The following is a 19,636-nucleotide window of genomic DNA, read 5'->3' as shown; positions in this document are numbered from 1 at the left end:
ATTAGAACATAAATCCGCAGGAGAAAAATATACTGATGACTTAAAGAAGACGATTGTTGTTTTGTCTCATTCATGCAGCTCAGCAAACAATTAAGCCGCAAATATGGTGTATCAAAAGTTCCGATTTATAAATAGGCAAAAGAGTTTACATTCATCCATTCAGTGAAAGTTACTGATAGGGATTCTTTTACTTTTGAAGAGTTCTTTTTAATAAAAAAATGAACAAAGATTTCTCTTTTAAATTTACTTTACATAATATTTATTTTTGTTGTCTTAAAAGGGAATGCTTTGTTGGCACTCCCTTTATGATTTGGTTGGAAGCAAAATGACAAGGACAAGCTCTCAAATTACTCAAGGCTTTCCTCTCCATCAAAATTTACTATTCCCAATTTCTTTCTACAAAAATTCGCAAAACAACCTCCTGCATGTTGATTCCCTCTTTTTCTCTTTTTCCCTCATTGAAGGGTCCTGGTTTAAGAGTTTAAGCAAGCAACATTTAAGAAGATATCAAGCGTAAGTAGTGGAAAGGAGTCCTCGTGTTTTAAAAAAAAGCCTTACTCCCCTGCAACGATCGCCAGGAAAACAATGATTTGGAAAAGCTTCTTCCCTTTCCTTCACCGGTCGGACTATATTAAGGAAGCCGTCCATGAGGAATTGCTCAGTGCCACGGTCCGAAAAGAAGACCGTCCTAATCGAGACTTAGGGCCAAACGAGGTCGTCCAGCTGCTGGATAATTTTGAACGTGAGAACCACCCTGTTCTTTTCGGCCTTATGCAAATACTAGACGCAACGGGTTTGCGAAATATTGAGTTATGTAAACTAAAAGTTTCTGACCTAAAGTATGACAGCTTGGTTGGAGGATACTACCTGTCCGTGTGGAGAAAAGACAACAAGCACCGCTCTATTCCTCTGACGCCAAAAGTGGTGGAAAGCATTCGCCATTATAGGGAAGCAAGACTTCCAGATACCCGCTTTTCAGAGAATGACGATTCCCCTCTCTTCCCCACTAGTACCGGCAAGGCTTTCTCTTCCTCTTATCTCGCTCAGTATTTGAGAAAGGCGATTGAGCGGATAGGCCTGCCCTTCCGGCAGAATCGGAGCTGCCGAATCACCGCCCATGCATTCCGGCACAGTTTCGCCATTATATCAAGAAAAGCCGGTGCAGATATTTATAAAACTATGCGAAGCCTGGGGCATGAAAAAATCGAAATGACCATGATTTATCTGGAGAAAATATTCGAGTGGGAGCAGAATGCTGTTCACTGCTGGAAAGATGAAATTTTAGGAGAGTATATATAATATGAAGAAACTTGTCATAAAAAGAAACAATTAAGGTATGCTGTCCTTTATAAGATTATAAAAGAAGCAGTGGATTTCGCCGGAAAGGATTCAAAAAACAGCGCCATTGAGTCCGTCATACCTTTGTGATATTGATGTTAGAGAAGCTATGTCACTGATAGGCGTTAAAGATGGCCTTGTCAACCCCAGACAAAGTAAAGTTATTTTTTGCTTTTAGGATACTGAGAGAAGGCTAATTTTGCCTCGAAATTTAATTTCTCATAGAAAAATGCTATTCGATGCAAAAATTGACCATTATATAAATGAGTGATCTTTTTGATTTTTATTTAATGAGAATTATTGATCTAGTTTACTATTTTTATTTAAATATTATTTGAATTTTGCACAATTTGAATTTTTTACATTTTATTCTTCTAGCTAACCATTGTATAAAGAGCTAATAAAGTTATTTAATTTAATATAAAAATATGAGAGCCTTGCTACATTTTATTATAGAAAGGCTCTTTAAGGTTGTTTATTTTATATCGGTTTAAATGCGTTTGCACTCAAAAATCAATAGTGAATCAAAGACACCGAATCATTACTTTTAAAACTTTCATTCTCCATTGAGAGCACCTCTTTTCAGACTAACTCTCTTCATATTACATTGTTTTTTGACAAAGCTGAAAGTTCTTCTTCCCCTATTCGAAGAAGCTCTTCAAATACCTCTTGATTGTGCTGACCTAGCGTCGGCGGCCCAAATTTAGTTTGGATATTTAACCCGCTATGCCGAAGCGGACTGGCCAGCAGTTTTACCTCTCCCGTAGCATGAGGAACTGTTTCGATTCCTCCCCTAGCGATTACTTGATCCTGCTCCAATGCCTGTTGAATATTATTAACACGTCCCACAGGAACTTTAGCTTTTGAAATAATTTCAACCCATTCACTTGACATCCTAGTCGCTAATACTTCCTCAATAAGATCAACTAATTCTTCTTCATGTTGTTTTCGATCATTATTTGTTAAAAAGCGTTCATCACTGCCCCACTCCGGATGATCCAAGGCGTGAGATAACTTTCGAAATAAGTGATCGTTCCCTGCACATATCATGATGGGAAAGTCAGCTGTTTGGAATAATTGATAGGGTGCTACATTATTATGCTGATTGCCTTTCCGCACAGAAATCATTCCAGTATTTAAATAAGCAGTCGCCACATTAGCCATACTCGATACTTGAACATCCAGCAAAGACATGTCGATATATTGGCCTTCTCCCGTTAGATCTCTTTGCCTTATTGCAGCTACTATCCCTAATGCCACATAAACCGAGGTAATAATATCTGCAATCGGAATCCCTACTTTTGTCGCTTCACCATTTGGGGCACCGGTGACATCCATCAACCCACTCATCGCTTGTATGACTGGATCAAATCCGGGCAATAAACCTAGAGGGCCATTCTGTCCAAATCCTGTAACCGAACAAACAATGATACCCTTATTTTTTTCCTTTAAAATTTCATAATTCAGCCCGAGCTTTTCCATCGTTCCAGACTTAAAATTTTCAATGACAACGTCTGACTTTTCTACTAAATCCAGGAATAGTTTTTTTCCTTCTTCAGTTTTTAAATTAAGAGTAATAGACCTTTTATTACGATTGGCACTTAAATAGTAAGTACTCTCTCCATTTTTAAAAGGTCCCCACTCCCTCAAACTATCTGATCCGCCTGGCGGCTCCACGCGTATGACGTCTGCCCCCATGTCTCCAAGTGTCATCGCTCCAACTGGGCCCGCATAAACTCTAGATAAATCAAGCACACGTATATCATGCAGGGGTTGTAACAATTTAACTCACCTCTTTTACTTTATTGACGTTTCATTTTTCCCGAAATTTGGTTTTCTTTTTTCCATGACAGCCCGCACACCTTCTTTGTGATCCTCCTCTTCCATGACAAGCGCCATTTTCGATGAAATATAATCAAGTGAAGAGCGTAATGACATTTCGCTATTTTGATAGACTGCACGCTTGATGAGCTGCGTTGCCAGTTGAGGGCCATTGGCTAAACCTTTTGCGTAGTCTGCAACTGCTTGGTCAAGTTTCTCATCTGGTACAACAAATGTAACAAGTCCGCGTTCTTTTGCTGCTTCTGCTGTCAACACTTCCCCTGTCCACAACATATGCAATGCCATATCCCGGCCGACAAGCCGCGGCAAGAAGTACGCTCCACCATCTCCAGGTACGATTCCTACTTTGATATAGCTTTCAGACAATCGGGCTGATTCCGAAGCAAAACGAATATCACACATTAGAGCCATGTCAAGTCCTGCTCCAAAGGCCGCTCCATGCACTTTCGCAATCACTGGTTTATCGATTTCTTCTAACAAAAGAGGAATTCGCTGTACTTTTTTCCATAGCGAGTTCTTACGATTGATTCCTTTTGAAACATTATCTTGATCCGACTTGTAGAATCCATTACCAGCGATCATCTCCTTAATATCTCCACCGGAGCAGAAACCATTTCCTGCTCCTTGGACAATTAAAACAGAAATCTCATCTGAATCCCTCACTTTCTCAAGCGAATCAATCCATAAATCAAGCATTTCGCCACTAAACGCATTCAGTGTTTCAGGACGATTTAATGTGATTGTTGCAATTTTATTATTTACTTCAAACAGTAGATCCGGCATGTGTTTCCTCTCCTTTTACATGAGTAATCGATTCCCAAATCGTTTCTTCTCGAGCCTGATACAAGCTAGCTAACTGATCAGCCCAATATGTCTCATTTCCTGCTTCTTCACGCCACGACCACAAACGACGAGTAAAATGATGAAGTTCATGTTCATATGTCATCCCAATTCCAGCATGAAGCTGGTGTGCAGCTTTTGCGACTACATTTGCGTTAGCGGATAACTCGATTTTAGCCATTGCAATTTGCTCTTTCCCTAAGTCTGATGGATAAAATGAACTTGCCACAGAAAGTGTTGAATAGGCAGCAGCCACCTCGCCCGCCATTGCAGTCAGGTGATGCTGGATGGCCTGGAACCTGTGCAGGGGACGACCAAACTGATGGCGCTCTTTTGCATAAAAGGTAGATAAAGCGAGCACACTCTCCATCGCACCTGTCATCATTGCCACACGGCTAAGCGCTAAGAATTTTGTGTAATTTTCTAAAGCCTCTTTAAAACTTAGATCTAATTTCTTTGTTTCTCCTAGATTTAAAAAGGTTAAGTTATCACGAGGCTCTGCAGCTAAATTGGCATTCTTCTCAATTTCACCAGTTAATACATCCACAATTGAATAAGAAGCTTGTTGATCTTCCTGCCGGATCACAACCACTTCGTCAACATATCTTCCATATGGAACATGTATCAACTTATACGGAGATTGGATCATCGAACTTTCTTCTGTGAAATGAACGACTCTTAATTTATCCTCCACTTCACCGTCATGTGTGGCAAGAAATTGATTGGCGTATATAACTTCAGCTAAAGGAATTGGAGCAGCGTACTTTCCAACGACGCGCAAGATAGCAAAAACGTCCTCATAATCCCCGCCGACTCCACCTTTCTCTTCTTCAATTCCAAGTAATGTTAGCCCGGATTCTTGGATCGTTTTCCAAAGTGAACTCGCCCACTCACCTTCTTCAAAACGTTCACGTTGTTCTTTAGTCGATAAGTCTTTTAAAATTTTTCCAGCAGCATCTTCAATAAATGATTTCATCTCACTCATGCAGATATCACTCCTTTCCCTACTATTCCTCTGAGGATTTCAGTTGTCCCCCCACGAATAGTAAACCCTGGGCCGTGTAAAATGGATTCCGCTAACAGCCTGGCATACTCATCTTCTGCATTCTTGCTTGGCACGGCTGGTAAAAGAAGCCGAATGACTTCAGCTACATGTTGCTCAAAGCTGTTGCCAAGATCTTTCACTAGAGCAGCTGCTAAGTTCACATCTTTTTTCTCTTCAAGCAGAGCTGCAATCCCTATCGACATATTACGCAGTGACCACATTCGGCTTACTAGTTTCGAAGCATCCATCAACCCTCTATGATCCTTTTTTTCTTTCAATAAACGAATCGCCTCTTCAAGCAGTGGAAATGTGCTTAAAATTCGTTCCGGACCACTTCGTTCGAATGCCAGTTCAGTTAACCCTTGTGCCCATCCATTTCCAACTTCTCCAACTACTCTGTTATCTGGAACAAAAACGTTTTCAAGAAAGATTTCGTTAAAATGATGTTCACCCGTTAAGAACTGAATTGGCCGAATGGTTACACCATCAGATTTAAGATCAATAATTAGCTGACTCATACCCCCATGACGATTTTTTGGATCCTGAGGAGAAGTTCGGCAAAGGGTGATCATGTAGTGCGAATGATGAGCACCAGAGGTCCATGTCTTCATTCCATTAACGATCCAGCCGCCATCCACTCTTTCAGCAGTCGTTTTTAGTGATGCTAAATCAGATCCTGAGTTCGGTTCAGAAAGTCCAATGGAAAAATAACATTCACCTTTCACGATTTTTGGAATAAAAAATTCCTTCTGTTCTTCTGTTCCAAACTTTAAGAGTAACGGCCCAGATTGACGATCTGCAAACCAGTGTGATGCAACGGGAGCTCCAAAAGCCAAAAGCTCTTCTGTAACGATGTAACGGTCAATTGAGGAGCGTGCTTGCCCTCCGTATTTTCCAGGAAATGTAATCCCAATCCAACCTTGTGCCCCAATCTTTTTCGAAAATTCCTCACTATATGCGCTTAGCCAAGAATCAGCATGTGTGTCAAATGTTCCTTTTTGTTTCTCAGCTTGCAAGAAAGAACGTACTTTTTTCCGAAACTCTTTTTGTTCTTCCGTGAATTTAAATACCGGAAGTTGTAATTGTCTCACCACTCCTCACTCCTTTTACCGTTATAGCGTAACCATTACGCAAACGGTGTATATAAATTTAAATTAATCTGCCTTCATTTTATTCGTTAATTTAGAATTAACAGAAAATTATACCTGAATTTATTCGTTGATTAAGAATTAGTGTATCTCACAGGCTTCGGCTAGCAGTTCAACAATATGAACAACATTGATTTTTTCTGCCTTCCCTGCGCGCCTGGCACCTAATTTCATCTGTAAACGGCAGCCCGGATTACTTGTGACGATGATATCTGGCTCCACTTTTCAATATGATTCATCTTTTGATCCAACACTCCCATCGCTTCATTGTAGTGGACAACATTGTAGATTCTTCCCGATCCGCAGTACATGTCCTGTTTTTCAAAAAAGCGATAATCAATTCCTCGTATCTTCTTTATTAATTGCTCAGGCTTATTAATGACTTTTTGAACATGCCGTAAATGACACGAAGATTGGCATGCGACAACTTTTCGAATCTCTTTAGTAAGTGGCAATGAACTCTCGTAAAATAAAAATCATATTTTTCAAATAATCCAATATTCTTTTGAGCTAGTGAAATAGTCTTTCTTTTTTTTCCAACTATGATGCAAAAGAGCTTCACAGACTGCTAGTTGCAGCAGTTTCACACTGTCATCATTGATTTTTAAGAACAGCCTATCCATAATACAGCCAACAAAAAATCCAACCGTATAAGTCTTCTTCCCAATTGAAGGTAATACTTTGTACTCTCTTTCTTTTTTGGCATCTTGATCTCGAGGACGGTGAATTCCATTACCTCCGCTTAACCCCGTTAGTACTAAGGAATAACATACGAGATACAAATGATCGTGTGGGCAATCAAAAAATTTGTTGATGTATCCGCAAACATCATCGGCAAAATCAATAAGCAAGGCAATCCTCAATACTAAAATTAAACAACCTGAGTCTATATCAATATAGAGCCCAGGCTGCATAATTATGCTTGTTTTATTGACTACTTGACAGGGATCAATTCACCATAAGGGTGCTTATGATTCAATCTATATTGGGCAGCGTCTGCAAAAAACGTAAAAAAACATGTTAAGAGTTATGTTTATATGTCACAATGTTTTTTTACAATGAACAAGCGATCTTCATCGATTGATTCATTCCCCAATAGAGAATGGAAAAATGCTACTCGAGCTATCATCGAGTAGCATTTTCCCTCTGCTTTCTATATCCGTTTCAACAAAATAAGTTTTAGTTAAATTTTCAACTATCATTTTTACTGCCTGTATAGCGAATCCTTGGCTAACAGGACTAGCATTCTGATGTATACAATTCAATCGCATGTGTTAATGCATCTATCCCCGTTGCTGCAGTGATTACTTAATGAAGCCATTTCATATCTATTTCAAGAAATAAATATGAAATGACAGAAATTCTTTCCCTAACTGTAGGTTTTGCACCATTTAATCTATTGACTGTCGTTCTCGGGGTAGTCTAATAAAAACAAACAACATTATTTAAATGTATTTTTGCGGTTTATCAACAGATTTGGCTGTCATTAAGGACAGAAATATTGACGATGATGAGACACAAGTTTTCTTCTTATATCGTTTTTTACTAATGTTGCTTATCCTATCGTTAAATTAAACGAATTAAATTATTGATTTATTACTTCATCTTCTATTTGAGTATCTACTCGAGTGCGTTTGCCTAATCCAAAAGCATAAAAACTAAAGACAACGATACCCAGAACAATGACCCCTACAATAAGCGAGATACGTGTGTCATCATTTAACCACATACCGGTTAATACCATAATTAAGAAGGCAATCGTCAAATAGTTTGTAACAGGTGCAAAAGGCATTTTAAATGGATGATTATCTATTTCAGCTCCTTTTACTTTTCTGAATCGAATATGACTAATCAGAATAACAAACCATGGAATCATACCAGGAAGTACACTTGCACTATATACATAGACAAATAAATTTTCTGGTACAATTTTCTATGGTTGACGATTTAGTCGCACTTAACGTAAAAGATCCCTATTTTAATCATCCAGGAAATCTTTATGAAGACCAAATTTGCAAAACATCATCAATTCAAATGATGAAAGAACAAATCGATTGAATTCAAGAAATGTGCCCTATACCAACCTTAGCTGCACCCAATAATGTAGCCCCATGCCCATCATGACCACACCCATGCATTTTACCCGGATTTTGGGAGGTGTATGGGTGTTCCCCCTCCTCTGTTAGATTAATTGCATTCATATCTGCTCTAAGACTGATAATGTCTGGACCACCGCCCACTGTAAGATTAGCGACGATTCCAGTACCACCAATATTTCTGTGAACCTCTACTCCCATATCTGTTAATACTTTAGCAACATATTCAGAAGTAATTCTTTCTTCAAAAGCAGTTTCAGGATGTGCATGAAGATAGTGTCTCCACTCAATAAGTTATTTTTCAAAGTTCTCATTGTTCATATTAAATTCTCTCCCTTATGAACTATTTTTTCAAAAAAATTTATTGTATAGATTGATATGCCCCATCCCATAATACTTTTCAATAACGAGCCGGATCAATGTCAACATAAGAACTGTTCACCTTAAATAAGACTTCGTTAATTTGGACAAAGTCCCTCCCATACAACCTTTTGATAAGTGGCTGGATCGGTGTCTCCTTCAGTACTGATGAGCAAAATTCGAGAATTGGAATCAAGTGAGATCTTATTGCTCATTACAGAGTCATCGGCAAGACTTCGCAAATGGTATAACAACCCCAGTGTAACGGCACCTGATTCACCTGAAATGACACGCGGATCACCTTTCAGCGGATTGCCATACACACGCATACCGAGTGCAGCGATATTATCGTTACAGGAGAATGTTCCCTTGGCATATTGACGCAGTAAACGAAATGCTCTAGTGTTCGGTTCTCCACAAGCCAATCCTGCCATGATTGTGTTCATCTCTCCAGCGACGATTTCCCTTGTGCCTTCTTTACTTAAAAAAGAGCGATAATAACAATCTGCTTGTTCAGGTTCAACTACGACAATAATTGGAGGATTATCGCGGTAATGCTGGATCATGAATCCTGCAATGGCTGCTGCAAACGATCCTACACCGGCTTGAAGAAAAATATGTGTTGGTTGTTGCCCGCCGTCTATATTTAACTGTTCCACGATTTCTTTTGCGATGGAGGCGTATCCCTGCATAATCCACAGCGGGATGTCATCATAACCTTCCCACGCTGTATCCTGAACCATTACCCAACCCTTTTCATTTGCAAGGCGGGCACATATTCTGACCGTATCATCGTAATTAATATCGGTAATTTCTGCCTCGGCGCCTTCATCGCGAATGGCTTGCAGTCGTTGCCGTGTTGACCCTTTCGGCATGTAGACTACCGATTTATGGCCAAGCTCCCTTGCTGCCCAAGCAACCCCCCGTCCATGATTGCCGTCTGTTGCTGTAATGAAAGTCAATTCACCAAGCTTTTCTTTCACTGATGGAGACTGTAACTCTGCAAAAGAGAGATTTTCAATGTTTTCTCCCAAACGATCCGCCAAGTACTTGGCAATAGCGTATATGCCTCCCATTACTTTGAAAGCATTCAGACCAAACCGGTGCGACTCATCTTTGACTCTAATATCTGCAACATGTAAATGCTCAGCTAAATGTTTTAAATGATGCAAGGGCGTTTCGGTGTACAAACGATGCGTTTTTTGAAACTCGTGAACGCTTTTAATCTGCCTTTCCTCAAAAATTAATAACTCCTCTTCGTTATATTCAGGTGAACAGAAATTATTTTCAGCCCATTTTATATCGGTTTGTATGATTTTCTGCATGAAAAGCCCCTCCTATTTTGATCTTGCCGTGACTTCTAATTCAACTAAAGCTCCCTTTGATATAGCAAAAACAAAGCTTTTTGCTATTTATGATTGTCGTAAGACTACTTTTTAGGTCAAAAAAATTTAACTTTATATCGCCTTACACTCGTAATTTACAGTACTCCTGCAAGACGGCTGACTACATCGAGTAATACATTCGCTCCGGCAACCAAGTCCGATTCCGACGTGTACTCACGAGGATTATGACTTATCCCACCGACGCTCGGAACGAAAACCATAGCCGTTGGGCAAATACGGGCGATCATCTGTGCATCGTGGCCTGCACCCGACGTCATTCGCTTGGACGATAGGCCACGGCGATCGGCAGCACATTCCACTAGCTCCGCGATATTGTCATCGAAGATAACTGGTTCAAAGCGCGCCAGTCGCTCTGCAGTAATGCAAACCTCCTCGGCAGCGGCCAATTTTTCGAGGTAGTCTGCCAATGCAGCTTCTTCGTCTTTTAATCGCTGCTCATTAGGATCGCGTAAATCAACAGTGAACGTGGCACGCGAAGGGATAACGTTGATAGCACTTGGCTCGAAATGAAGGCAGCCAACTGTCGCCACAGTCGGTGTAGTTGAGCTGATGGCACGATCATGCAAGAATGTTACAACTCTTGCGGCCGCATGTCCTGCGTCACGCCGCATAGCCATGGGTGTAGTTCCAGCATGATTCGCAACTCCTTCTATCGTAATGCGTTGCCATGAAATTCCCTGAAGATTTTCCACTGCGCCGATCGAGATTCCCATACGCTCAAGTACCGGACCTTGCTCTATGTGAAGTTCTACATAGGCATGCGGTTGTAAGAATCCTGGATCTTCTGTCCCCGCATAACCAATTCTCTCAAGCTCTGCACCTAGCAATGTCCCATCAATGCCAACCGTCGCAAGTGCCTCTTCAACAGGAAGACCTCCTGCAAATACAAGAGAGCCCATCATGTCAGGCGCATAGCGTACACCTTCCTCATTGGTGAACGCTGCCACCGCAATCGGGCGAGAAGGAACAACTCCAGCCTCCCGCAAAGTTTTGATGACTTCAATGCCAGCAAGTACGCCATAGCATCCGTCATAAATACCTGCATTGATCACTGTGTCTATGTGTGACCCCATTAGGATTGGCGCTTGATCTTCAGCATCAGGACTACGCCAAATTCCAAAGATATTGCCGATGCGGTCGATTGCGATCTCCAGGCCAGCTTCCTTCATCCAGACCACCACCGCATCCCGCCCCGCTTTGTCGGTGTCAGTGGCTGCTAATCTAGTCAGCTTTCCGTCTCCATCACGTCCAATCTGACCAAGCTTAGTAAGTCTGCTGAACAATCGTTCCGCATTAATTGACAGGTTAAAACTCTTAAATTGGATTTCACTTTTCTCCATTTTCATTTCGTATCCCCCTTATTTTAATTTCGCAATGACTTCCATTTCAACTAATGCTCCTTTTGGGATCGCTGAAACTTCTACACAGCTTCTTGCCGGCTGATGTGTGGAAAAGTAAGATCCACATACTTCATTTACACTTTGAAAGAAATCAATTGAATCTGGAAAGGTCGTTGTTTTTACAACGTCCTCCAAACCAAGACCTACTCTAATAAAAGACCCGTTATATTCTTCATGATTTGTTCTGATTATTCAGCAGCGGTTTGGCCGACAATTTCTCCGCTGTAACGGCTTGTGAATATGAACCAACGGCTGCGGGTGCTTTTTTAATTGAATGGGCTGAACCATATGTACTTCCTCCTTTTAATCTTTTCTCTATAACCATTTGCAATTATTATGCCAACTCAATAAACCCTTGTTTTAGAAGAATTTAAGATAAAAAAACAGCCATTCAGTATCAAAATGATACTAAACGGCTGCCTAGCTATCTAAGAACGATGATATATAATGATAAGGAGAAAAAGGTATCAATTTGATATTACGTATCAATTTGATACTTTTTTATTTTTCTAAATAAAGTCGCTCTTCCAATTCCGAGCAATTCACTTGCCTCTTCGATATTTAACTGTTGATGACGGACATAATCAATAGCTTTTTTTATCATCTCTTTTTCCATTTCAAGGAGCGAAAAGGTAGGTTTGGTTGAGAGGTTTTCCTTTTTAACTTTTAATTTACGATGAATTAGCTCTTCAGCTTCATCCATTGTGATCCATCCGCTCTTGATAAAATTAAACAAGTATTCAATGAAGTTCTTTAATTCCCTGACGTTTCCCTTCCATGGATAATGTAACATCAATTGTTTAACATCATTTCCAAGTCCCAACACATTTGCCCCAAAAAGATCATTAAACATAGATGTGAAATACTCACTTAAAGCCAGAATATCTTCCTTGCGGCTTCTTAGGGGCGGGATGATAATGGGAACAACATTTAGCCGAAAATACAGATCTTCTCTAAAAGTACCCATTCTCACCATTTCCTGCAGATCTTTATTTGTCGCTGCTATTACGCGCACATCAACCGGTATAAGTGCCGTTCCACCAAGATGCTCGATTTCTCTCTCCTGCAAAACACGTAATAATTTAACTTGCAGGAAAGAAGGCATTTCTCCGACTTCATCTAGAAAAATAGAGCCGTTGTGAGCCAATTCAAACTTACCAGGTTTTCCGTTACGATTTGCACCGGTGAACGCGCCTTTTTCATACCCAAACAATTCACTTTCTAATAAATGTTCTGGAATCGCGCCACAATTAACCGTAATAAAAGGGCCTTCTTTACGCATACTAGCATTATGTATGGCTCTAGCAAACTCTTCTTTGCCAGTCCCGCTCTCACCTTGAATTAAAATAGTGGAATGAGATTGAGACACTTTATACGCATAATCTTTAACCTCTTTTATTTGAGGGCTAACCCCTATGATTTGATCAAACGGTTTCTTTTGCTCCTCTGTAGTTTTTTCTGCCAGATGCCGGATTTCATTTGCATCTTGAAGAGTGAGTAAATACTCAGAATAACGCTCTGAAGCGGATAGCTTTTGCCTGTTTATAAAAAATGATTTTCCTTCTTTGTTGATTAAGGTGCTGATCGTTTGACTCTTTTCATCCGTATGATGAATCATTTCGCTTAAAAAATTCTTTACATCACCTGGAAGCGAACGATTATTTTCGATACCTAACAACATTTCCGCTTTTACATTCATTTCTTCAATGGTGCCTTTCTCATCTAACACAATAATTCCTTGATTAACGAGATTCATGATTTTAGCCATCTTCTCTGTGTTTATGGTTAGCTGTTGAATCATATCATGTTCGTGTAATTTGCTAGCTAAAAGATCGGCCATTTTACTTAAAAACGTTAGGATTCCTTCTGTATTATCAAAGAGTATCTTCCGTTGCTCTTCATTAAAGGCCAATAAACCGATCACCCCTATAGACTGGCCTTCATAGGTAATGGGAGCACATACCTCTCCAGTCTCTGAACAATTTCCATAAAATCTGCATCTTTCACAAACTTGTTCATAACCCGGCTTTTCAATTACTATAGGTTGTCCAGTCCTAACAGCCGATTGGTAAACGAAATCTCCTTCCATTTTATGCAAAACACTTTCTTTGTGTTCTCCCGTACCTGCCACTCTTATAAAATTATGGTTTGCAATCTCCACTTCAATCTTCAAAACAGCTGCAATTGCGTCAGCAATCTGTTGAACCGCAGGCTGAATATCCAGTAAATCCATCTTTCCACCCCTATTCTTAATAACCTCCACTTTTCAGAGTGAAATTGTCAAATAATTCTTGGTATCGTTAAGAACTCTTGCAATCCACTGTCGAAATTGATTGTTGAATCTTTTAATTTTTTGTCAGTCTTGTTCAAAAGAACCTTGAGCAACTCTGCTAACTACTGGAATGCCACAGTATCATTGATTTTTTTACTTTATCATAGAATTCATTAAATAAGCGCCTAAAGTTCAATGATCAGTATCACAGAAAAATTTTCTATTTAATAACAATAACCTTATGTAATCATCAATACTTTTATCAACCATGATGATAGGCTTGAACAAAGTAGAAGTCCTGGTATGACAATGAATAAGGATACCTCTATCGGATTGTGGATGTCACAAATTTAGTCGCTCAGGAACTGCTTCGTTGATGGATCGACTAAATCTCTCTTGCGAAAGCTAAACGTTGCGTAAGGCCTCTCTTCTTAGTTTATTCGCCATATTAGCTATTTTTATATGCTAGAAGTGTCATGTTAAGCCGATTCCATAATTTGTTAATAAAATAGCTTTTACGATTAAATCCTACTTAATAATTTCCAACCGGCTTTGGACAGCGGTGGTTTAAAATGCTTTTCCGTTTCGTTAGAACTTAAAAAATATAGGATTTATAAAGAATTTGCGGTAAATGCAGTTACCTCTTTTGGAAGATAATACAATTTTCGCATATTTACAAAACCTTTACAAAATAGACATAGCCAATTTACAAAAAGCCTTTATTCTTAACATTGTGATAAAATTCAACAATTTCAGTTGCCAATAGACCATCTGGAGGTAGAGACATGAGGCTTATAAAAAAAGCAGCGAACGGATTATGGTTATTATCCTTAGTTGCCGTTTTAACAGCATGTGGAGGAAATAACGAGAATGAAGCGGGTTCGTTAAATGAAGGAAAAGATACCATCTCTATTTCTGGTTCTACATCCGTAGGACCCTTAGCTGAAAAATTAGCGTTCAATTATGAAGAAAATCAGGATGTTAATATAGAGATTAATCAAATCGGCTCTTCCGCCGGTATAACAAATGCCATAAGCGGCGTATCAGAGATTGGCATGTCTTCACGTGATTTAAAGCCAGAAGAAAAAGAAAGCGGATTGGATGAGACAGTCATCGCTTATGATGGAATTGTAGTAGTTGTTCATCCAAGCAACAAAGTTGATAATCTTACGACAGAACAAGTGAAGCAAATTTTTACTGGCAAGATTACGAACTGGAAGCAACTCGGTGGAGACGACAAGGAAATAGTAGTCGTTTCTCGCGAGGACGGCTCTGGTTCACGTGATGCCTTTCAAGAAATTGTCGGTTACACGTCAGGCGAATTAGTGAAAAGCTCTATTATCGCAAGCGGCAACGGCAATATTAAAACAACGGTTGCGACAAATGAGCATGCCATTGGCTTTATTTCTTTCGAATACATTGATGAATCCATTTCTACTGTAAAAATCAATGGCGTGGAAGCTACGGCGGAAAACGTTCTACGGCAAAAATATAGTCTGTCACGTCCCTTTTTATTCGTCTACAAGAAAGATCATTTAACGGATGCCGGGCAACAGTTTATTGATTACATTTTAAGCCCAGAGGGACAAGCGATCGTTTCTGAAACAGGCGCTATATCCTTACATTAATTACGATTCATAGATTGTTAGAAAGCAAAAGAAATCTTGGGGGAATGCAGCATGGCAAGCCTGCCTATTGAAAATCAAACTACGAATAACAGAAAATCTAATAAAAAGAAGTATTTTCTGGAGAATGTCTCATCAAAAGTTTTCTTGTTTTGTGCCCTTTTATCGGTATTTAGTTTACTGCTCATCATTGGATTCGTCTTTTACAAAGGCTCACATCCATTCATCGCAGAAGGCTATAGCTTTATAGATTTTATTTTCGGAACGGATTGGGTGCCAAGTGAGGATCAATTTGGGATCTTCCCGATGATTGTCGCATCAGTTTACGCGACTATTGGCGCTCTGATCATTGGAGTACCTGTCGGACTGTTTACCGCCATTTTTCTATCGGAGCTTGCCCCAAAAAGCATGGCCAAAATCATCTCACCAGCGGTACAGCTGCTGGCGGGTATCCCGTCCGTGTTATATGGTGTATTTGGACTTGCTATTATCGTTCCTTTCTTGCAGAACAACTTAGGTTTAGCGAAAGGACAAAGCTTGTTGGCGGTCATCTTAGTATTAGCGATCATGATGCTTCCAACGATTGTGACTGTCGCTGAAACAGCTATTCGTGCCGTTCCAAAAACGTATCGAGAAGGATCCTTGGCACTTGGTGCTTCCGAAATTGGAACCATCTTTAAAGTCGTCGTGCCAGCAGCCAAATCAGGCATTATGGCAGCTATTGTACTAGGTTTAGGAAGAGCAATTGGAGAAACAATGGCGGTCATTCTAGTTGCAGGAAACAGCCTTATCATTCCTACAAGCCTGACAGACAGTATGCGTCCGCTGACGACCAATATCGCCTTAGAAATGGGCTATGCGTTCGGTACTCATCAAGAAATGCTGTTTGCTACTGGAATTGTTTTATTCTCCTTTATTTTATTGTTAAATTTCGTATTAGCAAAAATCAGTTCAAGGGGTGGTAATTAATGCGAAGGTTTAAAGATAATTTGCTGCGCGGACTTCTCTGGTTCTCCGCCCTTCTGACTGTTGCCATTCTTGTCGTCATTGTAGGGTACATCTTTTTCAAAGGGTTCCGATTAATCAGCTTGGATTTCATCTTTGGCGATTACTCACCAACTGGTGGCGGCGGTATTTGGCCGATGATTATTACAACGATCTATACAATCGTCATTTCGTTATTGATTGCGACACCAATCGGAATTTTGGCGGCGGTGTACCTTCAAGAGTACGCTAAACAAGGCCGATTAGTAAAAATGATCCGATTTGCAACAGAAAGTTTAACAGGAATCCCTTCTATCATTTATGGATTATTTGGTGCAGTATTTTTTGTCGCTACGCTGAAATTAGGGATGTCTATCATTGCAGCTTCTCTGACTCTAACTATTATCGTATTGCCAGTGATCATCCGAACAACAGAAGAAGCCTTAAAAACAGTACCACACCAGTACAGAGAGGGATCCCTCGCCCTTGGTGCAACAAAGCTGCAAACTTTATATAAAGTGATTTTGCCAAGCGCCATGCCCGGCATTCTATCGGGAATCATCCTCTCAATTGGGAGAATTGTTGGTGAATCTGCCGCGATCTTTTTAACAGCTGGAACGGTAGCAGCGATGCCTGAAAGTATCTTCTCATCTGCAAGAACATTAACCGTTCACTCCTACTTGGTGACTCAGGAGGCTGGAGACATTGAGCTTGCAGCTGCCATTGGAATCGTGTTAATTGTCATTATTTTAGTTTTGAACCTCTTAGCAACGTTTATATCAAAGAAATTAAATAAGGCTGACTATTAATTGAATGAGGTGCGATACATGAGTACAGCATTACTGGAGCGGAACAAAGAAAGCAAGGAGGAAGAATTATCGCCTATGAATCAGCAAATAGAGAAAGCAACTAAGATTAGCGTAAATGATCTGAACTTATTTTATGGTGATAAACAAGCACTCTATAATATCTCAATCGATATTCAGGAAAAGCAAGTGACAGCTTTAATCGGTCCTTCTGGCTGCGGTAAGTCGACTTTTTTACGAACGTTAAACCGGATGAATGATCTAATTGATGGGGTAAAGATTTCTGGTGATATTACTATTGATCACGAAAACATTTACCAATCTCACGATGTCATTCAGCTTCGGACAAAGGTTGGGATGGTCTTCCAAAAGCCAAATCTTTTTCCGATGAGTATTTATGACAATGTAGCATATGGCCCTCGAATGCAGGGTATAAAAAGTAAAAGAGAATTAAATCGAATTGTCGAGGAAAGTTTGCGTGGAGCGGCAATTTGGGATGAAGTGAAAGGCCGTTTAAAAACATCGGCACTCGGGCTATCAGGCGGTCAGCAGCAGCGTGTTTGTATCGCGCGTGCCATCGCAATGAAGCCGGAGGTCATCTTAATGGATGAGCCCACTTCTGCATTAGATCCTATCTCCACACTCAAAGTGGAGGAATTAATCGCTCAATTAAAAAAAGATTACACGATTGTCATTGTTACCCACAATATGCAGCAGGCAGCACGTGTATCTGACAAAACCGCCTTCTTTTTGAATGGGGAAATCATTGAATATGATGTCACGAAGAAAATCTTTTCTAATCCAAAAGACCAAAGAACAGAAGATTACGTAACCGGACGTTTCGGTTAATGAAGGGATGATTTCCATGAATGCACGTAAGAATTTTGATAACAGTTTACAAGAGTTGCAGAATAAAATGATAGAAATGAATGAACTTGCCATTTCTGCATTTGAGAAAGCTTTTACTGCGTTTCAGACTCAAAATATGGAGTTGGCTTTAAAGGTAATCGAGGACGATACAGTTATCGATAACCTTGATATCGAAATAAATCAATTCGCAGTGTGGCTCATAGCGAAAGAGCAGCCGTTTGCAACAGATTTAAGAAGAATCATCGCTTCTTTAAAAATCACATCGGACATCGAGCGAATCGCCGATTTTGCAGCGAATATTGCGAAAGCAACTATCAAAATCGGAACAGCTCACTCTTTGATAAGCCTAACGAATCTTGAGCAAATGAAAGAAATATCTATGAATATGCTTCAGATGGCAGTGACTTCGTTTATAGATGGGAACATCTCTCTTGTTAGAGAGGTTGCTGATCTAGATGATCAAGTCGACAACCATTACGCTGAGAACTATAAGCGGATCACCGAAGAGTTGAAACAAAACCTAGAAGACACAACTCAGTTAGTACAGCTCTTATTCATAAATCGCTACCTTGAACGTACAGCCGATCATATTACAAATATCGCTGAAAGTGCTGCTTACCTGATCAAAGGTCAAATATATGATTTGAATTCTTAGTAATCATGCAGTTTGCTAAGAAACAATCCTCGTAACAGGAAGTTTGGGATACATCACTCCCTGAAGATCCATTATTTTCGTTTCCTCCCCTATTCTTTCTATGCGGCTTCTTCCGTTGGAACCGCCTGGAACATATCTTATACAATAAAGCGTAAAGTCGCTCCTTCCGACTTTACGCTTTATACATTTATTTTTTTCTGTTTTGTCCTTCCTTATGCTCGCAACCTAGATCCCCTCCTCCTAGATTTAGGACGAGGGGATAACAAAGTTATCTAAGAGAGACTTATTTACTTCGCAATCATTCTTTTTCTGATAAACAAAACAACAAGCACTATAAATAATAAACCGAGCACTCCATACATGACATTTGAGTATATATCCATATACCCCACAATCTTGTCCCACGATCCCCCAACAGCCGCCCCTACATTAACGAGGACTGCATTCCAAATTAACGTCCCTAAAGTGGTAAATACTAAAAACACCCAAAAATTCATACGCATCATGCCAGCTGGCAAGGAAATCAAACTTCTAATCAAAGGGACAAACCGACAGAAAAACACCGTCCATACTCCATACTTAGAAAACCAATCATTCGCTTTATCAACATCTTTTTTTGATAGTCTAAGAAGATGCCCCCACTTCTCAACTACTCTTTCTATCTTATGTACATCAATCAGCAATCCGATACTGTAAAGAATAATCGCTCCTGCCACCGATCCGAAGGTGGAAGTCATAACCACTCCAAAGACACTGAGGGATGTGTGTGTAGTCATAAATCCACCAAACGTTAAGATTACTTCTGACGGGATAGGCGGGAATAGATTCTCTAACGTAATTAACAAGAAAATCCCTACGTATCCGAATTGTTCCATTATATTAGTAATCCAGCTTTCCATCTTATTGCTCCTCTTCTGCTAATAATCAAAGTCGAAAAAACAGCCCGTTA

Annotated in this window: 19 protein-coding genes and 1 pseudogene; 6 read left to right on the top strand and 14 right to left on the bottom strand. The window is 39.9% G+C overall.

What is annotated here, in order from left to right; genetic code table 11:
• Positions 1–585: 585 nt before the first annotated feature.
• A complete protein-coding gene (locus A8F95_RS19135; protein ID WP_065412001.1) occupies positions 586–1,299 on the top strand; it encodes a tyrosine-type recombinase/integrase in 714 nt (237 codons plus the stop codon).
• Positions 1,300–1,935: 636 nt separating this feature from the next.
• Here the strand turns inward: A8F95_RS19135 and A8F95_RS19130 are convergent.
• From A8F95_RS19130 to A8F95_RS19080, 13 genes and pseudogenes are all read right to left on the bottom strand, one after another.
• On the bottom strand, positions 1,936–3,120 hold the full coding sequence (locus A8F95_RS19130) for a CaiB/BaiF CoA transferase family protein (RefSeq protein WP_065412000.1): 1,185 nt from the start codon (positions 3,118–3,120) through the stop codon (positions 1,936–1,938).
• Positions 3,121–3,135: 15 nt separating this feature from the next.
• Positions 3,136–3,963 (bottom strand): enoyl-CoA hydratase/isomerase family protein, encoded by an 828-nt coding sequence (locus A8F95_RS19125; protein WP_065411999.1) that lies wholly within the window; start codon positions 3,961–3,963, stop codon positions 3,136–3,138.
• A complete protein-coding gene (locus tag A8F95_RS19120) occupies positions 3,944–5,005 on the bottom strand; it encodes an acyl-CoA dehydrogenase family protein (protein ID WP_065411998.1) in 1,062 nt (353 codons plus the stop codon). The genes A8F95_RS19125 and A8F95_RS19120 overlap by 20 nt, the downstream gene beginning before the upstream one ends.
• Positions 5,002–6,156 (bottom strand): acyl-CoA dehydrogenase family protein, encoded by a 1,155-nt coding sequence (locus tag A8F95_RS19115; RefSeq protein ID WP_065411997.1) that lies wholly within the window; start codon positions 6,154–6,156, stop codon positions 5,002–5,004. Before A8F95_RS19115 ends, A8F95_RS19120 begins: the two co-directional genes overlap by 4 nt.
• A 227-nt stretch (positions 6,157–6,383) precedes the next feature.
• Positions 6,384–6,668 carry a heterodisulfide reductase-related iron-sulfur binding cluster gene (locus tag A8F95_RS22195; RefSeq protein ID WP_141676304.1) on the bottom strand — a complete coding sequence of 95 codons (285 nt, stop codon included), beginning with the start codon at positions 6,666–6,668 and terminating at the stop codon, positions 6,384–6,386.
• A 30-nt stretch (positions 6,669–6,698) separates the two neighbouring features.
• Positions 6,699–7,127 carry a hypothetical protein gene (locus A8F95_RS19110; protein ID WP_065411996.1) on the bottom strand — a complete coding sequence of 143 codons (429 nt, stop codon included), beginning with the start codon at positions 7,125–7,127 and terminating at the stop codon, positions 6,699–6,701.
• A 671-nt stretch (positions 7,128–7,798) separates the two neighbouring features.
• Positions 7,799–8,143, bottom strand: a pseudogene (locus A8F95_RS19105) (amino acid permease); the annotation flags it as partial.
• A gap of 130 nt (positions 8,144–8,273) precedes the next feature.
• Positions 8,274–8,414, bottom strand: coding sequence for a M20/M25/M40 family metallo-hydrolase (locus A8F95_RS23435; RefSeq protein WP_425415033.1), 141 nt, complete (start codon positions 8,412–8,414; stop codon positions 8,274–8,276).
• Between the two features lie 353 nt (positions 8,415–8,767).
• Positions 8,768–9,994 (bottom strand): diaminopropionate ammonia-lyase, encoded by a 1,227-nt coding sequence (dpaL, locus tag A8F95_RS19095; protein ID WP_065411993.1) that lies wholly within the window; start codon positions 9,992–9,994, stop codon positions 8,768–8,770.
• Between the two features lie 155 nt (positions 9,995–10,149).
• Complete coding sequence (locus tag A8F95_RS19090) at positions 10,150–11,415, bottom strand: Zn-dependent hydrolase (RefSeq protein WP_065412057.1); 1,266 nt, start codon at positions 11,413–11,415, stop codon at positions 10,150–10,152.
• Positions 11,416–11,433: 18 nt separating this feature from the next.
• Entirely contained in the window at positions 11,434–11,610 is a 177-nt protein-coding gene (locus A8F95_RS22185; RefSeq protein ID WP_176713764.1) for a Rid family hydrolase, read from the bottom strand.
• Between the two features lie 37 nt (positions 11,611–11,647).
• Complete coding sequence (locus tag A8F95_RS22725) at positions 11,648–11,800, bottom strand: hypothetical protein (RefSeq protein ID WP_176713763.1); 153 nt, start codon at positions 11,798–11,800, stop codon at positions 11,648–11,650.
• 153 nt (positions 11,801–11,953) lie between these two features.
• Entirely contained in the window at positions 11,954–13,708 is a 1,755-nt protein-coding gene (locus A8F95_RS19080; protein ID WP_065411992.1) for a sigma-54-dependent Fis family transcriptional regulator, read from the bottom strand.
• 824 nt (positions 13,709–14,532) lie between these two features.
• Between A8F95_RS19080 and A8F95_RS19075 the strand changes: the two genes are divergently transcribed.
• From A8F95_RS19075 to phoU, 5 genes are all read left to right on the top strand, one after another.
• A complete protein-coding gene (locus tag A8F95_RS19075) occupies positions 14,533–15,375 on the top strand; it encodes a phosphate ABC transporter substrate-binding protein (protein WP_065411991.1) in 843 nt (280 codons plus the stop codon).
• Between the two features lie 51 nt (positions 15,376–15,426).
• Positions 15,427–16,341: a phosphate ABC transporter permease subunit PstC gene (pstC, locus tag A8F95_RS19070; protein ID WP_065411990.1), complete on the top strand. Its 915-nt coding sequence runs from the start codon at positions 15,427–15,429 to the stop codon at positions 16,339–16,341.
• Positions 16,341–17,165, top strand: a complete 825-nt coding sequence (pstA, locus tag A8F95_RS19065; protein ID WP_049662094.1) for a phosphate ABC transporter permease PstA — start codon at positions 16,341–16,343, stop codon at positions 17,163–17,165. Before pstC ends, pstA begins: the two co-directional genes overlap by 1 nt.
• A 75-nt stretch (positions 17,166–17,240) precedes the next feature.
• A complete protein-coding gene (gene pstB / locus A8F95_RS19060; protein WP_049666421.1) occupies positions 17,241–18,011 on the top strand; it encodes a phosphate ABC transporter ATP-binding protein PstB in 771 nt (256 codons plus the stop codon).
• A 16-nt stretch (positions 18,012–18,027) separates the two neighbouring features.
• Positions 18,028–18,687, top strand: coding sequence for a phosphate signaling complex protein PhoU (gene phoU / locus A8F95_RS19055; RefSeq protein WP_065411989.1), 660 nt, complete (start codon positions 18,028–18,030; stop codon positions 18,685–18,687).
• Between the two features lie 287 nt (positions 18,688–18,974).
• Here phoU and A8F95_RS19050 read toward each other — a convergent pair whose 3' ends face one another.
• A complete protein-coding gene (locus A8F95_RS19050) occupies positions 18,975–19,586 on the bottom strand; it encodes a DedA family protein (protein ID WP_065411988.1) in 612 nt (203 codons plus the stop codon).
• Positions 19,587–19,636: the final 50 nt, after the last annotated feature.

The sequence above is a fragment of the Pseudobacillus wudalianchiensis genome, from assembly GCF_001685015.1.
GTDB classification, from domain to species: domain Bacteria; phylum Bacillota; class Bacilli; order Bacillales; family Domibacillaceae; genus Pseudobacillus; species Pseudobacillus wudalianchiensis.
This window is presented reverse-complemented; position numbering and strand designations above follow the sequence as displayed.

Bases quoted from the DNA above. Each gene is read 5' to 3' on its own strand.
- A8F95_RS19135 (WP_065412001.1), top strand. From the start codon at position 586: ATGATTTGGAAAAGCTTCTTCCCTTTCCTTCACCGGTCGGACTATATT.
- A8F95_RS19125 (WP_065411999.1), bottom strand. From the start codon at position 3,963: ATGCCGGATCTACTGTTTGAAGTAAATAATAAAATTGCAACAATCACA.
- A8F95_RS19120 (WP_065411998.1), bottom strand. From the start codon at position 5,005: ATGAGTGAGATGAAATCATTTATTGAAGATGCTGCTGGAAAAATTTTA.
- A8F95_RS19110 (WP_065411996.1), bottom strand. From the start codon at position 7,127: ATGCAGCCTGGGCTCTATATTGATATAGACTCAGGTTGTTTAATTTTA.
- A8F95_RS23435 (WP_425415033.1), bottom strand. From the start codon at position 8,414: ATGAATGCAATTAATCTAACAGAGGAGGGGGAACACCCATACACCTCC.
- dpaL (WP_065411993.1), bottom strand. From the start codon at position 9,994: ATGCAGAAAATCATACAAACCGATATAAAATGGGCTGAAAATAATTTC.
- A8F95_RS19090 (WP_065412057.1), bottom strand. From the start codon at position 11,415: ATGGAGAAAAGTGAAATCCAATTTAAGAGTTTTAACCTGTCAATTAAT.
- A8F95_RS22725 (WP_176713763.1), bottom strand. From the start codon at position 11,800: ATGGTTATAGAGAAAAGATTAAAAGGAGGAAGTACATATGGTTCAGCC.
- A8F95_RS19080 (WP_065411992.1), bottom strand. From the start codon at position 13,708: ATGGATTTACTGGATATTCAGCCTGCGGTTCAACAGATTGCTGACGCA.
- A8F95_RS19075 (WP_065411991.1), top strand. From the start codon at position 14,533: ATGAGGCTTATAAAAAAAGCAGCGAACGGATTATGGTTATTATCCTTA.
- pstC (WP_065411990.1), top strand. From the start codon at position 15,427: ATGGCAAGCCTGCCTATTGAAAATCAAACTACGAATAACAGAAAATCT.
- pstA (WP_049662094.1), top strand. From the start codon at position 16,341: ATGCGAAGGTTTAAAGATAATTTGCTGCGCGGACTTCTCTGGTTCTCC.
- pstB (WP_049666421.1), top strand. From the start codon at position 17,241: ATGAATCAGCAAATAGAGAAAGCAACTAAGATTAGCGTAAATGATCTG.
- phoU (WP_065411989.1), top strand. From the start codon at position 18,028: ATGAATGCACGTAAGAATTTTGATAACAGTTTACAAGAGTTGCAGAAT.
- A8F95_RS19050 (WP_065411988.1), bottom strand. From the start codon at position 19,586: ATGGAAAGCTGGATTACTAATATAATGGAACAATTCGGATACGTAGGG.